Origin of the sequence: Kaistia sp. UC242_56, from assembly GCF_044452255.1 — a bacterium.
GTDB lineage: Bacteria > Pseudomonadota > Alphaproteobacteria > Rhizobiales > Kaistiaceae > Kaistia > Kaistia defluvii_A.
Genome location: NZ_JBIOAN010000002.1, coordinates 702,470 through 724,293, shown reverse-complemented (window position 1 = coordinate 724,293; position 21,824 = coordinate 702,470). Strand labels below are relative to the sequence as shown.

The window sequence follows — 21,824 nt, the reverse complement described above, 5'->3', positions numbered from 1 at the left end:
AGTGGAGATCCAAAGGGCCGAGGCCTTGTGCGCTGGCTCCAGCTTTGGGAGAAGATCCCGCGCCGCGCAAGGAACCGCATCGGCACGAGGTGATCGCGTCGATGCGTGCGCCACCGGAAGGGCACCGCGTACGCGGCAGCCAAGCGGCGCTGAATTCCGGGCTGAACTTATAAGGGCGACGTGCCCCCTTTGATCAAGGACGACGTTCTTGGAGTCACGGCGCCGGACGGTTCACGCCTCGTCGAGCGCGTCGAATGCGTCCATTGCACGGGTCGAATAGACAAGAGCTGCGCCGGCGTTCAGGCTGATGGCGACGCCCAGCGCCTCGGCAATTTCCTCTTTGGTCGCGCCGTAGCCGATGGCCGCCTTGATATGGACTGTTATGCAGCCGTCACAGCGTAGGGTGACGGCACAGGCGAGCGCTATGAGTTCGCGCGTCTTGGCGTCGAGATGGCCTGTCTTTGCACCGGCGCCGCCGAGCATCGCGTAGCCGCGCGTGGTGTCAGGCGTAATCTTGCCGAGCCCACCTACTCCTGCCAGTACCTGCTGACGATAGCCATTCCAATCGATCATATGCATTTCTCGTGTGCTCCTAGAAGGTTCCGGGCCGGAATGGCGCGGACGAGGGTTGGAAAGCAGCGACGCGATCAGCCGAAAGCCGACGCGTCGACCGCGTTGCGCGTTTACGAAACCAGGACATGCAGGTTTGTCGGCGGGCGCGGACGCAATCAGGTTCGGCGGGGCGCCTTGGGAAAGATCACGGCGACCAGCGCAAACGCACCAAGTGCGCCGAGCATCTGGGCCAGGATAAATGGCAGGGCAGATGACAGACCGAGCGATACGGGGCCGGCGGATACCAGCGCGCCGAGCACGACCGCAGGATTGGCATAGGAAGTGGTCGGCGTCGCCAAAATCGCCGCCAAAAGCCAGGCGCCGACGGCAAACGGCCCGGTTTCCGTTCGACTGCCGCGCATGCAGCCGAAGACGACCAGCATGAGGCCCGCGCTCGCTACCGTCTCGCTGGCAAATCCTTCCCAGCGCAATCCGGCCACCGGTTTCGACGTCGCGTGCCAGAGCCAGGCTCCGATCGCGCCGCCGGCTAGGCCGCCCCCCAGTTGGGCGAGCACATAGGCAAGTGCGCAGGTTCCGGAACGTTCGCGGGCAAGCCACTGAAGTGCCGTGATAAGGGGATTGAAGTGGCCGCCCGACACATGCCCGAACGCCACGATCAAAGAGACCAGCGCCCCCGCGAGCACCAACGCCAGAGTAAGCCGCACCAGACCGGGCTCGACGCCGTAGCTTTTCTGGGCGGCGATGCCGCCGGCGCTGGCTGCCAGGACAAGCAGCAGCGTGCCCACCCCCTCCGCAGTGGCTCTCCGATGGAGAGCCACGCTCGGGTCCGCTTCTTGGAAGCAAGTCGCCTGGGCACTCAACTTGCTGCGCCCCGACTTGCAGGGTGCCGGGCCTCGACTTCGGCCATTTTCTCGGCAAGCTCTGTCGGTGTCAGGATTCCCTTGGTGAAAGCGATATTGGCGAAGGCGACGATCCACCGCTCGTAGTATGGGAGCTTGCCGATCAAGGCTTCGCCGAGCGCCTCGACGCCCTTGCGCTTCTCCTCGGTGTTGATGATCTTCCTGAAGTCCAGCACGTCGGCGAGTGCATGGCAGCGCTTCTCCCAGGGTTCGAGCGCATGCTCGACCCGCAGGACGGAACCAGCCTCGAAGCCGCCGATATCGTTGGGAAGTCGACTTACAAAATCCTCGGTGCTCATCGAAGGCTCTCCACGGGCAGGGTGACGGGGATGACACCGATCATGGCGTCGCGCGTGACAATCGCGGCGAGTTGCTCCTCCGACCAACCATCCGTGCCTGGCGGGCGCATCGGCAGGACGAGGTACCGGATTACGGCAGTGGAGTCGCTGACCCTGATCTCGACGTCGTCGGGGATGAACGTACCGAACTCGGACAGGACGAGGCGCGGCTCGCTCACCGCTCGGGCCCGATAGGGTTTGAGCTTGTACCAATCCGGCGGCAGGCCGAGGACAGGACGCGGATAGCAGGAGCAGAGCGTGCAGACGATCAGGTTATGGACCTGATGGGTGTTCTCCAGCACGATCAACTGCGTATCATCATAGAAGCTGATGCCGAGTTCCTCACATCCGGCACGACCGTCGGCAAGAAGTCGCGCGCGGAACGAAGCATCGCTCCAGGCCCTTGCAACCACCGCCGCGCCCAGTGCCGGGGTGCGGGAATCCAGTACCTCGATCTGGTGACGGATATCGTTGGCAGAAATGATGCCCTTGGCGATCAGGAGTTCCCGCATCGCCGTCTCCATCACCTCGTAGTATCCCGATACCGACCCTGCATCGAGGGCTTCATGAGAATGATCGTCGTGGGAGTGATCATGGTCGTGGCCATGGTCGTGGTCATGGGGCTCAGACATTACAGACGCTCCAACCAGGTTTCGAAAACCTCAATCCGCAGTTCATCGCTGGGGGAGCCGACGTATTGAGGCCAAAGGCGCACGAGCGGGACAGCTATGCGGTAGTAGTGGCGGCGGTCACCTGCATTGCGCCCATATCCCTCCTGCTCGTTGTCGATCATGGCAGGCCGGATAATGCGCACGACGGTCGCCTGGGCACCCCGGAGATAGGTCGGCACGCGGTAATGGCCGATCGGATTTCGATCGAGTACGCGTACCTCCTCTCCGACCTCGAATGAGGGATGATCGCCAACGGCCGGAACAAGCCGTTCCAGTGCGGGTAACAGCATTTCTGTTCTCCTAAAGTCCCTGATCGCGGTTCAAGCTCCCGGTGCAAGCGGCGTCAGGGTCGAGCTTGCAGCTACCCGACCGAGTCTGCGATCCGCCGTCGCGCATGCCCAGTGAACGCTGTTATCGACGACAGCAGACCTTGGTAGGGGCGCCGGATTGGCATCCGGAAAATGCCCCTCCGAACACACGCGATGAGCCTGCGAGGCACGCTCCACACCCGCCATCCGTCTGGGAAGGGCAATACCGAAGGACGGCTCGACCAGGGGAGCGACGGATGATGAGTGTGGCGATGGCCCACTGAGGCCATCCCACCCTCAAAAAAGGAAGACTGCTATGTCCAACCAGGGAACTGCGCTTGTCACCGGCGCCTCCAGCGGGATCGGCGCTGTTTACGCCGATCGGCTCGCACGAAGGGGGTTCGACCTCACGCTCGTCGCGCGCAACACCGACCGCCTCGAAGTCGCAGCCAAGCGCATCACGAACGAGACCGGTCGGCTGGTTCGCGTCGTCACCGCGGATCTTACGGACGCCGCGAGCCTGCACCGCGTTGAAGGTCTTATCCGAAGTGATCCCGCGCTCACGCTCCTGGTCAACAATGCCGGCTTCGGCGCCGTCGCCCCGCTGATGGAGTCTGATATCGACCGAATGGAACGGATGGTTGATCTCAATGTCACGGCCTTGATGCGCCTAACCAACGCCGCTGTGCCCGGCTTCGTTGGACGGGGCAAAGGCGCGATCATCAACATTTCGTCGATCGCGGCCGTCGCTCCCGAGATTCTCAATGGCGTCTACGGTGGCACAAAGGCCTTCGTTCTGGCCTTTTCCCAGTCCCTGCAGCACGAACTGGGAGCGAAGGGGATCCGCGTGCAGGCGGTTCTGCCGGGTGGGACCGCGACCGAATTCTGGGACATCGCCGGCAACGGCGACTATGGCCGCAGCGCGCGAGCCATGAGCCCCGAACAGATGGTCGATGCCGCCCTTGTCGGCTTCGACCGGGGCGAATTGGTCACCATCCCCTCCCTGCAGGATGGCGCGCTCTGGGATGAATTTCAGTCGCAACGGCGGCGGCTAGCCGCCGATTTCGCTCATTCCAAACCCGGCGCCCGCTACATCGCTTCAGCCTGATCCCACACTCACTCCGCGCTGACGCGTCGAACCGGGCCAGTTCCATCGTCACCCGGCGCACAGATGATTCGACGCTCACCTTTGCCGACCAAATTGTTCCTCTTTCAGGGTCATCAAGCTGGCGAGATGAAAGCGCGAAGCAACAGCCCTCGTAGGCGTTGATCTCAAGCGGACCCGGCGACACAGCCGAGGGTAAACCAAAGTATCGACCGGGCGCTACTCAGCTCCGTCTCTCGAAAGACATAGATCAGTATACTGAACTTTTGATTCAGATCATCATTGCCTCATCGAACATGAATAACATGATCGATAGAAATCAACCTCAATAGATTGGAAAAATTATGAAGGCCATCGCCCTTATTTCCACTGTCGCATTTCTGGCAAGTGCGAATCTTTCTGTTGCTGCCGAAGAGATCGTCGGAATCGTGGAATCCGTCAATACGAGTAACGGCACCCTGTCTCTGCAGTCTGGCCACTCATTTACCTTCGATAATGCGACGGTTCTCTACGGTATTCTTCCAGGTCAGCGCATCGGCGTCACCTACGAGGGCCCCAAAGGCATTGGTGCCTATAATCCGCATCCCGCCCGTCGGCGGGACATCGATATCGACTGATAGCGAGAATGCGCTGCGGTCGGGGTGACCAGCCCGCAGCGCATCCCGGCGCCCAGATTTCACGCGCGGCGGCGTATCCCACGGATTGCCGGCAACACCCGCTGAAGTCGTCGAGATCAAGCGGCGCGAGTTTCGTCCCGGCCATGTGCCGGGCGGATCCAGATTCGAATAGAAATTCCTGCCGTGGGAACACATCGGCCCAGCTTCGGTAGACGAGGCACTCGCACGGCGTGCTGCTCTAGGCGGCCTATTGCGTCCGGCGGCGGCAAGGTTTGCAACGCCGTCGCCAGCGCCCCGGCGACCGGCTCGACACGTATGGAAGGCAGCAGGCTCCCGATCCGCGACCGCCTCATGCGAGCCTGCGACAACAACCGGCTCTAGCCAGAGCGAGCAAAGCCCTCAGCTCGGCTTCCCAAGCGCCCGGCACCGCTAGTCCAGCACCTCACCGGGCCGCTCGACCCGCGGTGCCCGCTGGCGCATAGGCAAAGCCGGACAGCAGCGGAAGCTTGGCCTTTCAGGCGGCAGATAAGCCGTTTGCTTCAGATTCCCGGTCTCTCACGGTGGCCACAGAAGTTTCCGCCCCACGCAGCCATCCCGGACCTCCCCTTACAACGGTACGACCACCGCCTATCCCGGTCTTCCGCTAGACAGCGCCAAGGCGACCTGAGACTCGGCAAATTTGCGCAAAGAAGGTTGGTTTGAATCGGGCAAACGGCAGTGCGCCTATGCGGGCCTCCTTGCGCGACGGTTCGCCCGGCCCGGCCTGCGCCAGGACAAGGTTGGTGTCAGCCGCACCGAACAAATCATGCCCGCGACGGGGGCAAGGAGAATGGTCCCAGAACTCAAGAGCGCCCGCTTGGTGTCCGGTTCGCTCGGCGCGAACGCTGAGGAAGCCTCCATCGAGTTTCTGTCGCCGTAGCCGCGCCGTGTCGGCGCGGCACGCGGCTCCCGTTGCGCTCCAGCCTATACGCCTTCGTAGACAAGACGCGTGAAGAAGGCGGGCGAGATCACCGCATTCCCCCATTTGGGATCGAATTTCTTCGTGGGCGCCGCGGCTATCGTTTGTTCGACGTCCAGACCCTTTTGCTTCAGCGCCGCGACGTTATCGCGAATGGCCGTAAGCATGTCCCGGTATTCGACAAGATCGCTCCTGCTCGCTGCCGACGGACCGTGACCAGGGATTACGATGGTTCCTTTGCCCGCCGACGCAACATTCGCGTTGGCAGCCGCAATCATCCCATCGATGTTGCCTCCGGTCGAATAGTCGATGAAAGGATATAGACCGTTCCAGAATGTGTCTCCGCAGTGCAGAATATCTGCTTCGGAGAAGACCACCGATATGTCGCTGTCCGTATGCGCCGGCCCGTAGTGCCGCAACACGATGTTCTGCTTGTTTAGCGTGATCTGCTCGCTATCAGAGAATATCCTGGTCGGAATCGCTGGAAGAGGCGAAGCGGGAAAAGTGAAATCCCAATCCTCGACCCGCTGGGCGGAGAGCAGGTGCTTCTGGGTATTTTGGTGCGCGATGATGGAAGCGCCCTGCGAACTGATCCACTCGTTCCCGTCGGTGTGATCGAAATGCCAATGGGTGTTGATCAAAGTCGTGATCGGTTCCCGGCTCAATGAGTTCGCTGCGTCGAGGATCCGGGTCCGTGTACCCGTGATGCCTGCATCCACGAAGACCTTTCCGTCCATTCCCGTCAAAACGGCAATATTGCCGCCGGAGCCTTCGAGCACCGAGATGCCATGCCTCAACTTGTGGACGGAGATGCGAGCCCTGGCTGCATCATCCCGGAACCCGTCGACCAGATTGCGGGCTTCGGCGAAGGCTTGGCGTGGAGAGAGCCACGCCCCTGTCGCCGCCAGGCCTCCGGCAGAAACGCAGCAGAGACAAAACTGGCGACGCGACAGTCTACCGTTTGATGGTCCGTTCATTTTAGCTCTATGCTCCAGGTCATCCGATGAATACAAGATTCGAAAGTCATATCCGACAAATTCAGATCCATATTTCTTTGGATCTATGTCGAATGAACGCATTTTCGCGAAACTTGAGATGACTTGGTAGACAGAATTAGATAGTTATTACCTTATAACTACGTATACATGCCTCCTGGGAGACGTCTGTGGCGTGGCGAGGAATTAGCTGCGACCAGCCAGCTTTTGAGAGCCAGACTTATTGACAACCCGCGGGCTCAACAGGACGGCGGAAATATCGTCCAGGCCGACCGCACAAACGGTGGGCGCGTAGTCCTTGGGAGGCCCTTCAATGAGGGATCTCGCCTACGGGGAAGGTCACAGCCGGGTACCATTGAATTCGGGGCGGGCCACCGGCAGTCGCAGAATGACGATTGTGCCGGTGCCGAGCCTGCTATCAATATCGACGCGGCCTCCGCAGGTATCCACAAAGTGCTTCACCATAGCGAGACCAACACCGCCAATGCCATTCCCCTTGGTGGTGAAAAACAGATCGAAGGCTCTTCGCGCCGTCTCCGATGACATTCCCACGCCTGTATCCCGAACCGTCAGCTCTACCTGGGCGTCCGACGTCGGCGCCCCCAAGGCGGCGTCGATCGTGATCAACCCACCATCCGGCATGGCATCGCGAGCGTTAAATACCAGATTCAGGATGGCGTTCTGCAGAGCCTGGTGATCGCAACTGACGGCGGGCAAGTTGTTTCCAGCATGGATCTCCACAACGACGGTCGAATCACAGGCGCCTTTGACCAGGGCTGAAATCTCGCGGAGACACTCAGCAACATCCGTCAGCTCAAGCTTGCAAGGCTCACATCGGTTTCGGGTGAGCGTTTCGCGAACCAGCACTCCGGCTCGCTGTAGCGCCGTGCTGGCTCCAATCAGGAGAGGCTGCAGAGCCGGAGTTGCCATGACGGAGGCATCACGGGTGACGAGGCTCAGAGCCGACGACGCAACCTGGATGAGATTGCCCAGATCATGGACGATGCCTGACTCTTTCAGTTGCCATTGCTCCTCCTGACCCGAATTGTACTCGGCGATATGGCTGGATGTCGTTTCGGTGTGTTGCAAGGCGGTTCCCCTTTGGCGACGGCGCCCGAAGGCCGCAGGCGTTCGAGGACGATATCGCCGAGGGCGATTGGCGGTCGATTGCGCCAAGGGTCGGGAGGCATCATACCGAGGCATATGGCTAAGCATCCTGGACCCCGCTCTAAGCCTTGAATTTCGGCGGTTATGGCCGTGCCCCTTGAGAGTCCGCCCCTCTTCCGGAATCTTCCCATCTACCTTTTCACACAGGAACCCATACCAACGTTCACTGCCCGTCTGGTGGTCATTCGCTTTAGCTTCAACGGATCGTTCCAAACCAGCAAGGCGAGCAGCATGTCTAGTCCCTCTTTCCAATCCGGCCGATTGCGCATCGCTGTGGCCGGCGCGTCCGGTCGGGTCGGCACCGCGCTCGTCGCGAGCCTATCTGGCGACTCCGTGGACGTGGTTGCGCTGACGCGGGATCCGACGAATCGCCGACTGCCTGCAGGAATCGAAACGGCTGCAGTGGACTTCGACATCGCCTCGACCCTTTCAGAAGCCCTAGTTGGTATTGATCGGCTCTTCATCTCGCACGGCACGTCAGACCGGCAGGTCGCCAACGAAATCGCGATCATCGATGCGGCAGTCGCTGTCGGCGTGCCGCACATCGTCAAACTCTCCGCGATGGGCCCCCCGACCCGGCTCCATCCATTCGACTGGCACATGAAGATTGAAGCGCATCTCGCGGCCCAGGACATCGGCTTTACCGCACTCCGCCCCGGCACGTTTGTAGATACCCTCGCCCGCGCGGGTGGTCCGGTTGCATCCGACACGTGGGGTGGGACGGCGGGTAGCGGGCGCGTCAATCTGATCGACACGCGCGACATTGCCGAGGTGGCGCGCGTTGCTCTCTTGGAAGATCAGTTCCTGCAATCGCAACGAGCCTACCATCTGACCGGACCAACCGCGGTAAGCATGCCGGAGGTCGCTGAAGAGCTGTCACGACTGCTCGGTCGCCCGGTCGAGTATCGTCATCGGTCGATCGCCGAACACCGTCAGGCCCTGATTGGGTCCGGGGTAAGCGAAATGTTGGCGGATCTGATTTTGGGGCTGGACCGCCTGTTCAAGGAGTCCGTCATGGCCGAGTCGACGGCCACCTTTTCGGAACTCACCGGGCAAAACCCACGATCCGTCGCCGACTGGCTGACCGATAATCTCTCGCTATTCCAGACGAAGCCGCAGCCCGTCGCGGTCACGTAACCGCCCACAATTGTGGATGGCGCCCCGAGAGACGATCAACTGCGTCGAAGTCTCCTTCAGAGCCGAGGGGATGCTGGAGATGCAAGGCGCGCCCTTACTCTTTAAGCCGCCGACCTGCATCCTGCCGCGACAACGCCGAGGTGTCGTTTCCAAGAAGGTTGTTCACACGTTGCCAAGGCGTTGGGCCTTTGATGCCTGAGTGGGGTCGTTCACGGTTGTCGCTGTCGGTCCATGGGCCGATGGCGCGGGCGCAGTATTCGGAGCATGCGTGAGCGGCCGTAAGCCCATTCGCGCAAGCTGGTCTGGGTGAAGCGCTCGGCCTTTCCGTTGGTGCGAGGCGCGTCGGGGCGAGTGCGAACGTGCTTGGCCCCCGGGGCCAGCAGAGCGTTTGCGAAGAGGTTGGTGCGATAGGCCGAGCCATTGTCGGTCATCACGCGCTGGACTGTCACGCCGTGGCGGACGAGCCAAGCGACGGCGCGCTCCAGAAAAGCGGCCGATGAAGGTTGGCCCTTTGAGGGGCTACTCCCAATCCCGCTCAAGCGCATCCGGTAGAGCAGAGGCCATAGGGCTTAGAGTGCGTTTTCCGTACAATTTCCGTACGAAGCGCGGCCAATCGAGCCAAATCTTTGAAAAGATTGGTGCACCCGAAGGGATTCGAACCCCTGGCCTCTGCCTTCGGAGGGCAGCGCTCTATCCAGCTGAGCTACGGGTGCATGCCGGAAGCGGCAAGGCCGCGTGCCGGTCTACATAAACGAAGGACCGGCAGGCAGCAATGGTGAAAGCCAGCCTTTCACCGAAGAGTTCACTGCCCCCGCACCAACCCAATGTCCCGCTCGACGCGTCGTCCCCGGGCCCGAGCAATTCCAGCCCTGGCTAGCCCAGTCCCCTGTTGCCATCCTGAAACCAAGCCATACGGAATCGGGTCGGGATCACCCCCCAATTCTAGTCAATGCTCCTCCGACAGGGTGGCAGGTCCGAATGCGTGCTCCCCGCGGCGCCGCCGGTAAGGGAAGCGAGCGCCCCCCAGCGCCCTGGGTCTGCCAGAGGGCGCGTGCGTCCTTCGCCCTCCTGGGGCCAGGTAGAATCGAGCGCTCGGCGCCCCCCTACCCGGCCAGGGCCGGTTGGGCGACGGGGCGGGGGCGGCGGGGTGGGCGGGCGGTATCGGCCAGATGGGCGACGAACCAGAGCAGAACCAGGCCGCCGCCCAGGAAGGCGATGTCGAACCAGACGCCGGTGCGCACCGTCGTGACCAGCACCTGGCCCAGCGCGGAGAACACCGACAGCAGCGCGAAGATCAGCAGGCCGTGCCGGCCCATCGTCGCCAGCGGCGCGAACAGGACCGAGCGGCGGCACAAGGCGCTGATGCGCAGGCCATAGACGAGATAGGCCAGCGCCAGGAAATGGCTGAGCCGGGTCAGGCCGAGCACCGACTTGTCGGTATCGAGATGGCCGTTGGCGCCGATCCAGTCGCGCGCGGCGCCGGGGCCATAGGGCGACATCAGGAAGCCGATGGCAACGACGATGGCCGCCAGCAGCAACAGCGGCGGCGTAACGGGGATCTCGCCGCGCTGCTTCAGCGCCAGGCCGGCGGCAAGGCCGATCGCCATGATGAACTGCCAGGCGAGCGGATTGAGGAACCAGCCGCCCTGGGCCGGCCAGTTGGGCAGGTTCCAGCCGGTATAGCGGGTGAGCGCGTAGAGAAGCGCCGAGACGACCAGCATGAGCGTGACGTCGATGCGGGCGAGCCAGAGCAGCGCCGGCACCGCCAGGATCAGCGCCATATAGAGCGGCAGAATGTTGAAATAGCCGAGCTGGTGGCCGAGCGAGACGATGCCGATCAGGCAGGTCCAGGCATCCTTCACATAAAGCGAGCGGCCATGCGACATCAGCAGGTCCGGCTGGCGCCAGTAGAGCGCGCCGGCGGAAAAGATAGCGATCGCCGCGAAGGAAAGCGCGACATGCACGCCATAGAGCTTCAGCACCCGCCGCAGCATGGCCACCAGCACGCCGGCCCGCTCGCCCGGGCGGAAACGGTGGCCATAGGCGAGCGCCAGCGAGACGCCGGAGAGAAACACGAAGGCCTCGGCCGAATCCGAGACGCCGAAATTGCGGTGGGTGATCGCCTCCAGCACATTGCCGGGCACGTGGTTGATGAAGATCGTGCAGAGCACCAGGCCGCGCCAGAAATCGATGCCGTCGAGGCGGGCCGAGGCCCGGGCGCGGGCTTCCGCCAATGCGGCGCGGTGGTCGCGGTTGAGCGCGGCGCGCGACCATTCGCACAGGCCGACAATACCGATGCAGACCAGCGCATAGAGCACCAGCGGCGGCACCTGCGCCGAGGACAGGCGCAGCGTGTAGATCGGCTCGATCCAGAAGAAGACCGTGAACACCGCCGTCAGCACCGTGGCGAGGATCGCCGGCCCCTTGCCGAACAGCGCCGCGCCCAGCAGCACCGCCGGCGCGAACAGGAAGAAAGAGAAGCTGTGCCAGGGCCATTGCAGGCGAAGCGCGAAGCAAGGCAGGGCGAAGAGGCAGGTCAGCGCATATTGCGCGGGCGTACTGAAACGCTGCCCGAATTGAGCAATCAAAGCTGTCCTCCCGGCCGACGACCCGTGCTGCATCCCCGCCAGCGCAAAGGATGCCTGACAATCGATCTAAACCATGGATCGGACGGCTTTGGAACGACAATAGCCAGCGTTCCCGCCATTTCCATACGATCTTTCGCCATTCCCCCACCCCCGCCCTGCGGCGTGCCGCCCCAAGCCAGAGGCGACGCGCGGAGATAAGCGAGGGGAGATGGCAAAATTACGCCGGCTGCGGAAAGCAGGTCGCGCCGACGAAGGCTCAGTCGGCGACGCGGACGAGCGTGCCCAGATGGTTGTCGTCGAGGAACTCGATCGTTACCGCCTCAGCCTTGCCGGTGGGGCCGATGGCAAAGCGGATGGCGGAGGGCATGTCGGGCATCTCCGGCGCCGCATAGGCCAGGAACTGGTCACGGTCGAAATGGGTGAGGGGCAGACGGTGCCGGCCCTCGGGGCCGAGCGACAGGGTCAGCTTGCCATCCGCTTCGGCGAGCACCGCGTCGCCGACATAGGCGTTGCGATAGCGCCCGGCATAGGCGGAGAGCGGCAGCGCCGGGGTCGATGGCTGCGGCGGCTCGGCATAGGCTGCCTTCGCGGCCTCGATCGCCGGGCCAAACAGGCTGGCGAACAGGCCGTTCCAGGCGCCGAGCCAATCCTGCCGCAAGGAGCCGTCGAACACCCAGTCGAAATAGCTGTCGGCGAGGCCCTCCGGCGCGCCGGTCGGAAAGGCATTGGCCAGGACGAGAATGCCGAGCGACGCATCCGGATAGAGCTGGACCAGCGTGCGCGCCCCGGCGCTGAAGGCGCCGGCATGGCCCCAGCTCAGGCCGTGGCGGCCGAATTCGACATTCCATCCCAGCCCGTAGAACGTGGTCGCCCCGGTTACGGGGTTCTTGCCGCGCGACATCAGCGGCTCGTGCGTGGCGGCAAGCGCATCGGCGCCGATCCGCCTCTGCCCGTTCCATTCGCCGTTGGCGAGTTCCAGCCGCATCCACTGGGCGAGGTCGCGCGCGCTCGAGCTGACGCCGCCGGCCGGCGCCTGCACGTCGGCATCGCGCGTCACCTTCGCCTCCCAGCCATCGCCGATATCGACATGCAGCGCGGCGCGGTCGGCGCGGGCCACGAAATCGGCATGGCGGGCGCTGGTCGACATCATGCCGAGCGGCTGGAAGAGCCGCGTTTCGGCGACCGCTTCCCAGGACAGGCCGGTCGGCTTGGCCGCCGCGAGCGCCCCCGCCGTCAGGCCGGCATTGCTATAGGCATAGCCGGCGCGAAAGCTCGACGAGGGCGGCACGAGGCGCAGCCTGTGCATCACCGTATCGCGGTCGAAGCCGATTTCCTCGATATCGTTGCCGGCGCTGCCCGGCAGGCCGCTGCGATGGGCGAAGAGATCGCGAACGGTGACTTCGGCGCTGGGATAGGCCTCGTACAGGCGGAAGGCGGGGTCGAGATCGGCGATCTTCGCATCCCAGCCGAGGACGCCGCTGCTGACCAAAGCGGCGACGACGGTCGCCGAAACCGGCTTCGACAGCGAGGCGATCTGGAAAACGGTGTCCGGGTCCACCGTCTCCGCCTTGCCGGCCTCGCGCAGGCCGAAGCCGCGCAGGTAAACCACTTCGTCCTCGTGCACGACCGCGATGGCGAGGCCCGGAACGGCGCGGCTGGTGACGAGCTGCTGCGCCATGGCCTCCAGGCGCGGCAGGGCCGCCATCACCTTGTCGCGCGACACCGGTTCGGCCAGCGCCCCGGCGCAGCCTGCTCCCAAGACGGCCGCGGCCGCCGCCCATTGCCAAGCCCGGATCGTGCCCCTGCCCATGTCGCCACCCTTCCGTTGCGGCATGATTGTGCCAGAGCGCGGCGCCAGCACAAGGCCCGGGCATAAGCGAAGGCGGAACGGGGATCCCGGCCAAAAGGACGGTGACGGCGCGCCGCGAACTTGGCTATCGTTCGGCCCGAAGCGCGGCCGCACCGCGCGAAGCGTGGGGGAGCCAGACATGGCAGAGCGGAACACCTTTCTCTATATCGGCGGCTGCAATCGGCCGACGCCCTATTTCGCCAGCGCCAATGCCCCCGGCATTTCGGTCTTTGCCTTCGACCTGGGCGACGCTACGGCAACACCGCTCGGCATCCAGGGCGGCATCGAGAACCCGACCTTCCTCACCGCCGCGCCCGATGGCGCCACGCTCTACGCCACGAGCGAAGTGCCCGAATGGAACGAGGGCCTCGTCAGCGCCTATGCGATCGATCGTGCGACCGGCGGCCTTCGCTATCTGAACCGCCAGTCGACGCTGGGCAGCATCACCGCCCATGCCAGCCTCGACCGGTCGGCGCGCTTCGTGGCGGTCGCCAACTACATGGGGACGCCGGAGAGCGAATTGCCGAACCAGTCGGTGGTGGTGTTCCCGCGCCGGGCCGATGGTGGGCTGGATCCGGTCGCTGCCTCGGCGGCGCATGCCGGTCGCGGGCCGGATGCCGGCCGGCAGGACCGCTCCCATGCGCATTGCGTGCTGGCTTCGCCGGACAACCGCTATCTCGTCGTCAGCGATCTCGGCATCGACCGGCTGGTCTCCTATCGCTTCGACGCCGCGACCGGCGCGATCGAAAGAGCCGGCGAGACCGCGCTGCCGCCCGGCTCGGGCCCGCGCCACTTCGCCTTCCATCCGGAAAAGCCCTTTGCGTATGGCGTCAACGAACTGGCCTCGACGGTGGCCTCCTTCGGCTTCGACCCGGCAAGCGGCCAGTTCCACCTGCTCGACGTGACGCCGACCCTGGCGGACACCACCGGCAACCATTGCTCGGAAATCAAGCTCGGACCGGACGGGCGCTTCCTCTATGTCGCCAATCGCGGCGACGACAGCCTGTCGATCTTCGACATCGGCGAGGACGGGATCGCGAAATTGCGGACCGCAGTGCCCTCGGGCGGCAAGACGCCCCGCCACTTCGCCTTCGCGCCGGACGGCCGGACGCTCGCCGTGGCCAACCAGGACAGCGATGGGGTCACGCTGTTCGGCGTCGATGCGGCAGACGGATCGCTAACGGCGCTCGGCCACGACATCGACGTCGGAACGCCGACCGCGATCTGTTTTGTGACGGTGGGGTAGCCATCCGCTCTACCGAGCAGGCTGCCGTTGCCCGCCGAGCGCAAGGCCGTCGCCCCGGCAAGGCCGGGATCCGCCCGGATGACGCTCGTAGGGCCTCGAGATTTCGGAACCTCCGAGCGGATCGGTCCCGCTCCGCCATCATCCTGAGGTGCGTCGCGTCAGCGAAGCCTCGAAGGAGGGTCCAGTGGGCATTGCGGCCTGTAGACGAGCGAAAGTCTCACCAGAGCGCCTCCATCAGAGCGCTACCTGGACCCTCCTTCGAGGCCCGGCTTCGCCGGGCACCTCAGGATGATGGTTGAGTGCTTGGAATCAGCCAGACACTCCGTGCTGGTGCAGCCGATCGATCAGGACCAGTGCTTTCGTCTCCCCCATCGACGCCAGCCTGCGGCGTGTTATAGCTCTTGCCGCAACGGAGCTGCCGCCATGCTCACCTTCCTGCCTTCGCTTTCGGTTTTCCTGGCTTATCTCGTGGCCGTCATCGCGCTGACGCTGACACCGGGGCCGGACATGACGCTGTTTCTCGGCAAGGCCATCGGGCAATCGCGAAAGGCCGGCGTCGCCGCTTTCGCCGGCGCCTCGACCGGGCTGATCGTCCATACGGTGCTGGTGGCGGTCGGGCTTTCGGCGCTGCTCGCCGCCTCGACAACGGCCTTCACGATCCTCAAGGTCGTCGGCGCCGCCTATCTCGTCTATCTCGCCGTGCAGGCGATCCGGCATGGATCGGCGCTCTCGGTCGGCGGCAAGGGCTCCAGCGACCCGATCGGCAAGGTCTATCTGAAGGGCCTGATGGTCAATCTGCTGAACCCGAAGATCATCGTGTTCTTCGTGACCTTCCTGCCGCAATTCGTGACGCCGTCCGACCCGCATGCGGCGGGCAAGCTGCTGTTTCTCGGCCTGATGTTCGTGGTCGTGGCCACGCCGATCAGCATTGCGATGATCTGGTCGGCCGGCTCGCTCGCCTCGTTCCTGAAGCGCTCGCCGCGCGCGACGCGCGCCGTCGACTGGCTGTTCGCCAGCGTGATGGGCGGCTTCGCCGTGCGGCTTATTCTGGCCCAGGGGAAGTAGGCCGCTCCGCCGGAGCGGTTAGCGCGCGGCCCTGGGCCGCCAGCCCCGAACCATGGCCGGCAATGACCCAATAGGCGAAGCCGGCGACGAGCCCGGCCGCAACCGGCGGCAGCGCGGCAAATTCCGTACTCTTGGCCGCGAGGTGGATGCCAAGGCCGATCGCGCCGCCAAACAGCGTCCACAGGATCGCCGAGCGCAAGGCGAAGACCTCGGCCACGACGATGCCGACCAGGAACGGCAGCAACGCGTAGCGCGAAATCTCGACCAGAAGAACGAAGGCCGGCGCGAGGATCACCGGGATCTCGCCATTCGGGCCATCCCAGATGTCGTTGCTGGTGAAGCCGAAAGCAGCGAGATAGACGGCGACGGCCGAGGCGATCGCCGCCATCAGCCCCAGCGGAATCAGCAGGATGATCCGGAGGAAAGCCCGCATCAGTCGTCGTCGCTGGTGACCATGGCCTCGAGCGCCAGCCGCTCGCGGACACGCATGCGCTCGCTCTCGCTCTTCAGCTGGCCGCAGGCGGCGAGAATGTCGCGACCGCGCGGGGTGCGGATCGGCGAGGCATAGCCGGCGCGGTTGACGATGTCGGAGAAGGTCTCGATCGTCTCCCAGTCCGAGCACTGGTAGTTGACGCCGGGCCAGGGATTGAATGGGATCAAATTGATCTTGGCTGGGATGCCCTTGAGCAGGCGGACCAGCTCACGCGCGTCGGCCGGGCTGTCATTGACGTCCTTCAGCATCACATATTCGAAGGTGATGCGGCGCGCATTGGTGAGGCCCGGATAGTTGCGGCAGGCCTCCATCAACTCGGCGATCGGGTATTTCTTGTTGAGCGGCACCAGCATGTCGCGCAGATCGTCGCGCACGGCATGCAGCGAGATAGCCAGCATCGAGCCGATCTCCGCGCCGGTGCGTTCGATCATCGGCACGACGCCGGAGGTCGACAGCGTGATGCGGCGCTTCGAGAGCGAGAGGCCCTCGCCGTCCGAGGCGATCAGCAGCGCCTGCTTGACGTTGTCGAAATTGTAGAGCGGCTCGCCCATGCCCATCATGACGATGTTGGAGACGAGGCGGCCTTCCGACGGCACGGCCATGCCGACCGGGGTCGACTTGTCCGGGAAGTCGCCCAGCCGGTCGCGCGCGACGAGGATCTGGCCGACGATCTCTTCCGCCGTCAGGTTGCGCACCAGCTTCTGCGTGCCGGTATGGCAGAACGAGCAGGTGAGCGTGCAGCCGACCTGGCTGGAGACGCAGAGCGTGCCGCGGCCGATCTCGGGGATGTAGACGGTCTCGATCTCGACCGGCCGGCCGGCGCCGCGCGGCGGAAAGCGCAGCAGCCACTTGCGCGTGCCGTCCTGCGAGATCTGCTCGGTGACGATTTCGGGCCGCTTCAGCGTGAAATGGGAAGCAAGCGTCGCGCGCAGGTCCTTCGACACGTTGAGCATGTCGTTGAAATCGGTGACGCCGCGGGCATAGATCCAGTTCCAGATCTGCGCCGTGCGCATGCGGATCTGCTTCGGCTCAATGCCGATGCCGGCCAGCTTCTCGCCGATCTCGGCGCGCGTGAGGCCGACGAGGGACGGCGTCTCGTCCTTCGAAAGCGGGGGAACCTGAAGCGGGGCGGTGGTGGCCACGGCGAGCGGTGCGGTCATGTCGATATCCGGGTGAGAGGCCGGGCGCGAAGTGCGCGCATCGAGGCCATCCATCATTGTTGCCGGCCTCATATCACAATTTTCGAGAAATCAGGAATGCTTCAAATGAGCGGCCGCCCTGCGTCGGACAAGGGGCAGCCGGCCGATCGGCGCGGATCGGCATCGAACTGGGGCTTCACGCGGCAAGGATCCGGGCGACGACCTCGCCGACCGTCATCTGCGAACTGTCGATCCAGAGCCCGATCCTCGGCGTCTCGCGAACCAGCGCGTCGGCGAGGATTTCCGGCGGAAAGCCTTCGCCATAGCCGGTCTTGCTACGTTCCCGGTCGCGGCGCGCCAGCGTCGCGGCGTCGGGGCAGAGCACGACGATCCGGGGATCGAGATCGGCGAGGCGCGCCACCACGTCGGTGAGATGCCGGCCGATGAGAATGTCCTGGTAGACGACGGAGAAGCCGGCGGCGTGATAGCGCCGGGCGGCGTCGCAGGCGAGATCGTGGCGCAGCTGGAGCTGCGCCTGCGCCTCGTCATCGAGCACGGGGCCCATCACGGCGGCGCCATTGACGATCATCCGGCGGAAGACATCGCCGCGCAGATGCACGGATTTGGGCAGCGCCTCGGCGACGGCCTGGGCGACGGTGGATTTGCCGGCTGCCATGGCGCCGGTGATCAGGATGAGGCGAGGCTGGGACATCTCCCGTGCCTAGCGCCGGGCGGCGTGGACCGTCAACCCTGCGTGGAGGTCAGCGCGTCCCAGCCGAGCATCGCGCTCTTGGCGACCGAAAGCAGCGTCTCGCCATTGGCGCCGTCGCGGGCCTCGATCGACATGCCCTTGATGACGGTGCCGAAATAGGCGGCGATCCGTTCCAGGTTGAGGCCGGACGGCAACTCGCCATCGGCAACGCCGCGCTCCAGCCGGTCGCGGATGCGCCGCGCCATGTCCTTGCGCCGGTCGCACAGGAACTGCTGCGCCGCATCGGTCTCGGGGCCGCCATTGGTGGCGCCGAGCACAACGAAGCAGCCGACCGGCTTGTCGGGCCGCACGCAGGAACGCGCGCTGGCGAAAAGCATGGCCGAGATCGAATCCCGCGTCGTCAGCTCGCCCTCCAGCATCTGCAGCGTGCAGGCGTCGTCGGTCGCGACGTAAAGCGCGACGGCTTCGCGAAACAGCTCTTCCTTCGAGCCGAAGGCGGCGTAGAGCGAGGGGGAATTGATGCCCATCGCCTCGGTCAGCTCCGAGATCGAGGTACCGGCATAACCGCGAGCCCAGAACACATCCATGGCCCGTTCGAGGGCGACGGATCGATCGAAACTGCGGGGACGTCCGCGAGCGTTCATGGCGTGCGTGCAGCCCTTTTCTTTTTGTAACGATCAACAAATAAAGCGCTTGACGGCGGGAATCAAGCCATTATGATTTGTGTATCGACCGACACATAAATACGAGTCGGCGGTGACCCTGAGCCCGCGACGCCTCTCCCGTCGCGGGCTTCAGCGTCCCTAGGGCCGCGCCTCCGCGCCGGCCCCGCCCAACAGATCGAGACCACCATGACCGACGCTTCTCACCCGGCGCCCGCGGGCCGGCACCTCGTGCTCGCCGCCGTCTTCCTCGTCGCGGTCACCATGCCGCTCTCCTTCACCGGGCCGGCGGTGGCGACGCCCGCCATCGGCCGCGATCTCGGCGGCGAGCTCTCGCTGCTGACATGGATCGTCAACGGCTTCATGCTCGCCTTCGGCAGCACGATCATGCTCGGCGGCGCGCTCGCCGATCAATATGGCCGCAAGCGCATGTTCCGCATCGGCGCCATCAGCTTTACCCTCACCTCGCTGGCCGTGGCGCTGGCGCCCAACGTGCTGATCCTCGATTTTCTGCGCGCCTTGCAGGGCATCGCGGCGGCGATCTCGATCTCGGCCGGCTTCGCCGCCGTGGCGCAGGACTATGAAGGCGCCGACCGCACCCGCGCGCTCGGCCTGCTCGGCACCGGCTTCGGCATCGGCCTCGCCTTCGGCCCGCTGATCGCCGGCGCGCTGATCGGCTCGTTCGGCTGGCGGGCTCTGTTCGTCGCCACCGCCCTGGCCGGCCTGCTCACCCTGCTCGTCGGCGTGCCCCGAATGCGCGAGACCCGCGATCCCGGCGCGATCGGCATCGACCGCTGGGGCGCGGCCAGCTTCACCGCCATGCTGGTGGCGCTGACCTTCGGCATCATCCTCGGACCGGAGCGCGGCTGGGACGACACGCTGGTCGTCGCCCTGCTCGCCGGCGCGGCGATCCTGCTGATCGCCTTCATCGCCATCGAGAACCTGCAGACGCGGCCGATGCTCGACCTGTCGCTGTTCCGCTATGCCCGCTTCGTCTCGGTGCAGGCCCTGCCGGTCGCGGTCGCCTATTCCTTCATCGTCCCGTTCATCCTGCTGCCGGCCCGCTTCATCCGCATCGAGGGCATGGACGAGCTGCAGGTCGGCGTGATGCTGCTGCCGCTCAGCCTGCCGATCGCAACGATCCCCTTCGTCGCCGCCAACATCGCGCGCTGGATTCCCTCGGGCATCCTGGCCGGGCTCGGCCTGATCCTGGCGGGCGCCGGCGTGCTGATGCTGGCCTTCGTGCCGGTCGGCGCCGCCCCGACGACGTTCATCCTGCCGCTGTTCATGATCGGCGCCGGCGCCGCCCTGCCCTGGGGCCTGATGGACGATCTCGCCATCAGCGTCGTGCCGACCGAGCGGGCCGGCATGGCGACCGGCATCTTCGGCACCATGCGGGTCGCCGGCGAAACCGTCGCCATCGCCATTGTCGGCGCGCTGATGGCGGCCTTCGTCACCGGCGGGATCGGCGGCAGCGTCGGCGATCTGCCGGTCGACATCGCCAGCCAGTTCGCCAATGCGGTGGCCGGGGGCGGCCTCGACCAGGCAGCGGCGCTGGCGCCCTCGATCGAACGGGCGATCGCGGCCGAGGCCTATGGCGCGGCGTTCCGCAACACCATGCTGATCTGCTCGGCGATCACCTTCACGGCCGCGCTGATCACGCTGGTGACGCTGCGCACCCGCCAGCCGAAGAAGCGCCGCGAGCCGATCATGCTGGAAATCGGCGCGTAAGCGGAAGACTTCCGGCCGATCGGCCGGCTCCCCCATCATCCTGAGGCGCTTCGCGTGAGCGAAGCCTCGAAGGAGGGTCCAGCGGGCGAAAATCGCCTGGCGGTCAGAAGCAAGGGTAATCCCTGGACCCTCCTTCGAGGCCCGGCTTCGCCGGGCACCTCAGGATAATGGTCGAGGGGAACCCAACGCCCCCCAAAAAAAAGAAGGCCCGCTTCCATTCCCGGAAGCGGGCCTTCTTCATGTCACGGCAGGGAAGCGACCGATCAGACGTCTTCGGGCGCGTCGCCATCGAGTTGTTCGAGATCGGCCAGGTCCTGGTCCTCGACAGCCGTGTCCTCGACGCCGAGGCTCTCGGCCGAAAGCCAGAACACTTCGCCGTCGCTCTCTTCCGTATCGAGCCAGAAGAAATCGAGATGCGGATATTCGGCCTCGAGGATCTCGCGGCCGGCGCCGATCTCGCAGAGCATGCCGCCGCCCGGATTGAGATGGGCCGCGGCCGCGTCGAGGATGCGGCGGACGATGTCGAGACCATCCAGGCCCGAGGCCAGCGCCATCACCGGCTCGTGCCGGTATTCTTCCGGCAGCTCGTCCATGGCGATTTCGTCGACATAGGGCGGGTTGGTCAGGATCAAATCGTAGCGCTTGTCGCCGAGCGGGGCGAACAGGTCGCCCTCATAAAGCTCGATCCGGTTGCCGAGATTGTGCTCGGCGACGTTGATCTTCGCGACTTCGAGCGCATCCGGCGACAGGTCGACGGCATCGATCTCGGCGCTTTCGAACACGCCGGCCGCCAGGATCGCCAGCGAGCCGGAGCCGGTGCAGAGGTCGAGCACGGTCTCGACCGACGAGAGATCGTCGATCAACGTGAACTCCTCGCCGCCGAAGAAGTCCGAATGGATCAGTTCGCCGATGAAGGAGCGCGGCACGATCACGCGCTCGTCGACGAAGAAGGGCACGCCCTGGATATAGGCGCGGTTGAGCAGGTAGGGCGTCGGCTTGCGGGTGGTCACCCGCGCCTCGATCAGCTCCGCCAGGCGCGTGCGTTCCTCGGGAAGCAGGCGCGCGTCGAGGAAGGGCTCCAGCGTGTCGATCGGCAGCTTCAGGCCTTCCAGCACCAGGAAGGCGGCATCGTCGAACGCCGTCGAAGCGCCATGGCCAAAGGCCAGGCCGGCCTGGTTGAAGCGGCTGACGGCGTAGCGCAGGAAGTCGCGGACCGTGAAGAGCTGATCGGCGGGGGCGGATGATTCGGTCAAGGCAGGCTCGTGGTTAAGAAAAGGTTTCGAGACGTCCTAGCAGGTCGGAACGCCGCGCGCATCTCTCCAGCCTGCGATCTCCAGTCTCATCTCCGGTCCGGAAGGGTGCGTCGACATTAGCCGACGTTCGCGATTTGCCCTGGGCCGCGCCCGAAAACACCGGCCATCATCCTGAGGTGCCCGGCGAAGCCGGGCCTCGAAGGAGGGTCCAGGGAACACCCAAATGTCTGGCCGGTCCTTCGACAAACAGGCCGATTTTCCAATCGAGCCGGGAAGCCCGGTTGCGGTTTTAGGAAGTCATCCGGAGAGGCCGTAAAC

At 64.7% G+C, this 21,824-nt stretch carries 21 protein-coding genes and 1 tRNA gene; 7 read left to right on the top strand and 15 right to left on the bottom strand.

What is annotated here, in order from left to right; translation table 11 throughout:
* Positions 1-231: 231 nt before the first annotated feature.
* The 5 genes from ACHMWQ_RS06115 to ACHMWQ_RS06095 form a co-directional block, all read right to left on the bottom strand.
* Positions 232-579, bottom strand: a complete 348-nt coding sequence (locus tag ACHMWQ_RS06115) for a carboxymuconolactone decarboxylase family protein (RefSeq protein WP_354554358.1) — start codon at positions 577-579, stop codon at positions 232-234.
* Positions 580-728: 149 nt separating this feature from the next.
* Positions 729-1,391 (bottom strand): aquaporin, encoded by a 663-nt coding sequence (locus ACHMWQ_RS06110; protein WP_354554357.1) that lies wholly within the window; start codon positions 1,389-1,391, stop codon positions 729-731.
* A 38-nt stretch (positions 1,392-1,429) separates the two neighbouring features.
* Positions 1,430-1,771: a nitrile hydratase gene (locus tag ACHMWQ_RS06105; protein WP_354554355.1), complete on the bottom strand. Its 342-nt coding sequence runs from the start codon at positions 1,769-1,771 to the stop codon at positions 1,430-1,432.
* Positions 1,768-2,442 (bottom strand): nitrile hydratase subunit alpha, encoded by a 675-nt coding sequence (locus ACHMWQ_RS06100; RefSeq protein ID WP_396306775.1) that lies wholly within the window; start codon positions 2,440-2,442, stop codon positions 1,768-1,770. Before ACHMWQ_RS06100 ends, ACHMWQ_RS06105 begins: the two co-directional genes overlap by 4 nt.
* A complete protein-coding gene (locus ACHMWQ_RS06095) occupies positions 2,442-2,771 on the bottom strand; it encodes an SH3-like domain-containing protein (protein ID WP_354554353.1) in 330 nt (109 codons plus the stop codon). Before ACHMWQ_RS06095 ends, ACHMWQ_RS06100 begins: the two co-directional genes overlap by 1 nt.
* Before the next feature lie 334 nt (positions 2,772-3,105).
* On the opposite strand from ACHMWQ_RS06095, the gene ACHMWQ_RS06090 reads away from it, so the two are divergent.
* The 3 genes from ACHMWQ_RS06090 to ACHMWQ_RS06080 all read left to right on the top strand — a co-directional run bounded on the left by ACHMWQ_RS06090 (position 3,106) and on the right by ACHMWQ_RS06080 (position 5,430).
* Positions 3,106-3,897 carry an SDR family oxidoreductase gene (locus ACHMWQ_RS06090; protein ID WP_354554352.1) on the top strand — a complete coding sequence of 264 codons (792 nt, stop codon included), beginning with the start codon at positions 3,106-3,108 and terminating at the stop codon, positions 3,895-3,897.
* A 341-nt stretch (positions 3,898-4,238) separates the two neighbouring features.
* Positions 4,239-4,511, top strand: coding sequence for a hypothetical protein (locus ACHMWQ_RS06085; RefSeq protein ID WP_354554350.1), 273 nt, complete (start codon positions 4,239-4,241; stop codon positions 4,509-4,511).
* A gap of 679 nt (positions 4,512-5,190) precedes the next feature.
* Positions 5,191-5,430, top strand: a complete 240-nt coding sequence (locus tag ACHMWQ_RS06080; RefSeq protein WP_354554349.1) for a hypothetical protein — start codon at positions 5,191-5,193, stop codon at positions 5,428-5,430.
* A gap of 44 nt (positions 5,431-5,474) precedes the next feature.
* Here ACHMWQ_RS06080 and ACHMWQ_RS06075 read toward each other — a convergent pair whose 3' ends face one another.
* Positions 5,475-6,446: an MBL fold metallo-hydrolase gene (locus tag ACHMWQ_RS06075; RefSeq protein ID WP_354554348.1), complete on the bottom strand. Its 972-nt coding sequence runs from the start codon at positions 6,444-6,446 to the stop codon at positions 5,475-5,477.
* A gap of 357 nt (positions 6,447-6,803) precedes the next feature.
* The gene (locus ACHMWQ_RS06070) at positions 6,804-7,553 is read right to left on the bottom strand and encodes a HAMP domain-containing sensor histidine kinase (protein WP_354554346.1); all 750 of its coding nucleotides are present in this window, start codon (positions 7,551-7,553) and stop codon (positions 6,804-6,806) included.
* Between the two features lie 162 nt (positions 7,554-7,715).
* Between ACHMWQ_RS06070 and ACHMWQ_RS06065 the strand changes: the two genes are divergently transcribed.
* Positions 7,716-8,768 carry an NmrA family NAD(P)-binding protein gene (locus tag ACHMWQ_RS06065; protein ID WP_354554345.1) on the top strand — a complete coding sequence of 351 codons (1,053 nt, stop codon included), beginning with the start codon at positions 7,716-7,718 and terminating at the stop codon, positions 8,766-8,768.
* A gap of 636 nt (positions 8,769-9,404) precedes the next feature.
* Here the strand turns inward: ACHMWQ_RS06065 and ACHMWQ_RS06060 are convergent.
* The 3 genes from ACHMWQ_RS06060 to ACHMWQ_RS06050 form a co-directional block, all read right to left on the bottom strand.
* A tRNA-Arg gene (locus tag ACHMWQ_RS06060) sits at positions 9,405-9,481 on the bottom strand.
* A 390-nt stretch (positions 9,482-9,871) separates the two neighbouring features.
* Positions 9,872-11,356, bottom strand: coding sequence for an OpgC domain-containing protein (opgC, locus tag ACHMWQ_RS06055; RefSeq protein ID WP_396306774.1), 1,485 nt, complete (start codon positions 11,354-11,356; stop codon positions 9,872-9,874).
* Between the two features lie 256 nt (positions 11,357-11,612).
* Entirely contained in the window at positions 11,613-13,166 is a 1,554-nt protein-coding gene (locus ACHMWQ_RS06050; protein ID WP_396309398.1) for a serine hydrolase, read from the bottom strand.
* A 178-nt stretch (positions 13,167-13,344) separates the two neighbouring features.
* Between ACHMWQ_RS06050 and ACHMWQ_RS06045 the strand changes: the two genes are divergently transcribed.
* Together ACHMWQ_RS06045 and ACHMWQ_RS06040 are read left to right on the top strand one after the other, a co-directional pair.
* Entirely contained in the window at positions 13,345-14,451 is a 1,107-nt protein-coding gene (locus ACHMWQ_RS06045; protein ID WP_396306773.1) for a lactonase family protein, read from the top strand.
* A gap of 423 nt (positions 14,452-14,874) precedes the next feature.
* Positions 14,875-15,516, top strand: coding sequence for a LysE family translocator (locus tag ACHMWQ_RS06040; protein WP_354554338.1), 642 nt, complete (start codon positions 14,875-14,877; stop codon positions 15,514-15,516).
* On the opposite strand, the gene ACHMWQ_RS06035 is transcribed toward ACHMWQ_RS06040, so the two are convergent.
* The 4 genes from ACHMWQ_RS06035 to ACHMWQ_RS06020 form a co-directional block, all read right to left on the bottom strand.
* Positions 15,494-15,949 carry a hypothetical protein gene (locus tag ACHMWQ_RS06035; protein WP_396306772.1) on the bottom strand — a complete coding sequence of 152 codons (456 nt, stop codon included), beginning with the start codon at positions 15,947-15,949 and terminating at the stop codon, positions 15,494-15,496. The genes ACHMWQ_RS06040 and ACHMWQ_RS06035 overlap by 23 nt on opposite strands.
* Positions 15,949-17,169, bottom strand: a complete 1,221-nt coding sequence (gene rlmN / locus ACHMWQ_RS06030; protein ID WP_354554336.1) for a 23S rRNA (adenine(2503)-C(2))-methyltransferase RlmN — start codon at positions 17,167-17,169, stop codon at positions 15,949-15,951. Before rlmN ends, ACHMWQ_RS06035 begins: the two co-directional genes overlap by 1 nt.
* Before the next feature lie 175 nt (positions 17,170-17,344).
* Positions 17,345-17,860, bottom strand: a complete 516-nt coding sequence (locus ACHMWQ_RS06025; RefSeq protein ID WP_396306771.1) for an AAA family ATPase — start codon at positions 17,858-17,860, stop codon at positions 17,345-17,347.
* Positions 17,861-17,892: 32 nt separating this feature from the next.
* A complete protein-coding gene (locus tag ACHMWQ_RS06020; RefSeq protein ID WP_354554333.1) occupies positions 17,893-18,447 on the bottom strand; it encodes a TetR/AcrR family transcriptional regulator in 555 nt (184 codons plus the stop codon).
* 264 nt (positions 18,448-18,711) lie between these two features.
* Between ACHMWQ_RS06020 and ACHMWQ_RS06015 the strand changes: the two genes are divergently transcribed.
* Entirely contained in the window at positions 18,712-20,253 is a 1,542-nt protein-coding gene (locus ACHMWQ_RS06015) for an MFS transporter (RefSeq protein ID WP_396306770.1), read from the top strand.
* A gap of 263 nt (positions 20,254-20,516) precedes the next feature.
* On the opposite strand, the gene prmB is transcribed toward ACHMWQ_RS06015, so the two are convergent.
* Positions 20,517-21,506: a 50S ribosomal protein L3 N(5)-glutamine methyltransferase gene (gene prmB / locus ACHMWQ_RS06010; protein ID WP_396306769.1), complete on the bottom strand. Its 990-nt coding sequence runs from the start codon at positions 21,504-21,506 to the stop codon at positions 20,517-20,519.
* Between the last annotated feature and the right edge of the window lie 318 nt (positions 21,507-21,824).

Bases quoted from the DNA above. Each gene is read 5' to 3' on its own strand.
- ACHMWQ_RS06075 (WP_354554348.1), bottom strand. From the start codon at position 6,446: ATGAACGGACCATCAAACGGTAGACTGTCGCGTCGCCAGTTTTGTCTC.
- ACHMWQ_RS06085 (WP_354554350.1), top strand. From the start codon at position 4,239: ATGAAGGCCATCGCCCTTATTTCCACTGTCGCATTTCTGGCAAGTGCG.
- ACHMWQ_RS06095 (WP_354554353.1), bottom strand. From the start codon at position 2,771: ATGCTGTTACCCGCACTGGAACGGCTTGTTCCGGCCGTTGGCGATCAT.
- ACHMWQ_RS06035 (WP_396306772.1), bottom strand. From the start codon at position 15,949: ATGCGGGCTTTCCTCCGGATCATCCTGCTGATTCCGCTGGGGCTGATG.
- ACHMWQ_RS06040 (WP_354554338.1), top strand. From the start codon at position 14,875: ATGCTCACCTTCCTGCCTTCGCTTTCGGTTTTCCTGGCTTATCTCGTG.
- rlmN (WP_354554336.1), bottom strand. From the start codon at position 17,169: ATGACCGCACCGCTCGCCGTGGCCACCACCGCCCCGCTTCAGGTTCCC.
- ACHMWQ_RS06100 (WP_396306775.1), bottom strand. From the start codon at position 2,442: ATGTCTGAGCCCCATGACCACGACCATGGCCACGACCATGATCACTCC.
- ACHMWQ_RS06025 (WP_396306771.1), bottom strand. From the start codon at position 17,860: ATGTCCCAGCCTCGCCTCATCCTGATCACCGGCGCCATGGCAGCCGGC.
- ACHMWQ_RS06090 (WP_354554352.1), top strand. From the start codon at position 3,106: ATGTCCAACCAGGGAACTGCGCTTGTCACCGGCGCCTCCAGCGGGATC.
- ACHMWQ_RS06065 (WP_354554345.1), top strand. From the start codon at position 7,716: ATGGCCGTGCCCCTTGAGAGTCCGCCCCTCTTCCGGAATCTTCCCATC.
- ACHMWQ_RS06050 (WP_396309398.1), bottom strand. From the start codon at position 13,166: ATGGGCAGGGGCACGATCCGGGCTTGGCAATGGGCGGCGGCCGCGGCC.
- ACHMWQ_RS06015 (WP_396306770.1), top strand. From the start codon at position 18,712: ATGACCGACGCTTCTCACCCGGCGCCCGCGGGCCGGCACCTCGTGCTC.
- ACHMWQ_RS06020 (WP_354554333.1), bottom strand. From the start codon at position 18,447: ATGGATGTGTTCTGGGCTCGCGGTTATGCCGGTACCTCGATCTCGGAG.
- ACHMWQ_RS06045 (WP_396306773.1), top strand. From the start codon at position 13,345: ATGGCAGAGCGGAACACCTTTCTCTATATCGGCGGCTGCAATCGGCCG.
- ACHMWQ_RS06105 (WP_354554355.1), bottom strand. From the start codon at position 1,771: ATGAGCACCGAGGATTTTGTAAGTCGACTTCCCAACGATATCGGCGGC.
- ACHMWQ_RS06115 (WP_354554358.1), bottom strand. From the start codon at position 579: ATGCATATGATCGATTGGAATGGCTATCGTCAGCAGGTACTGGCAGGA.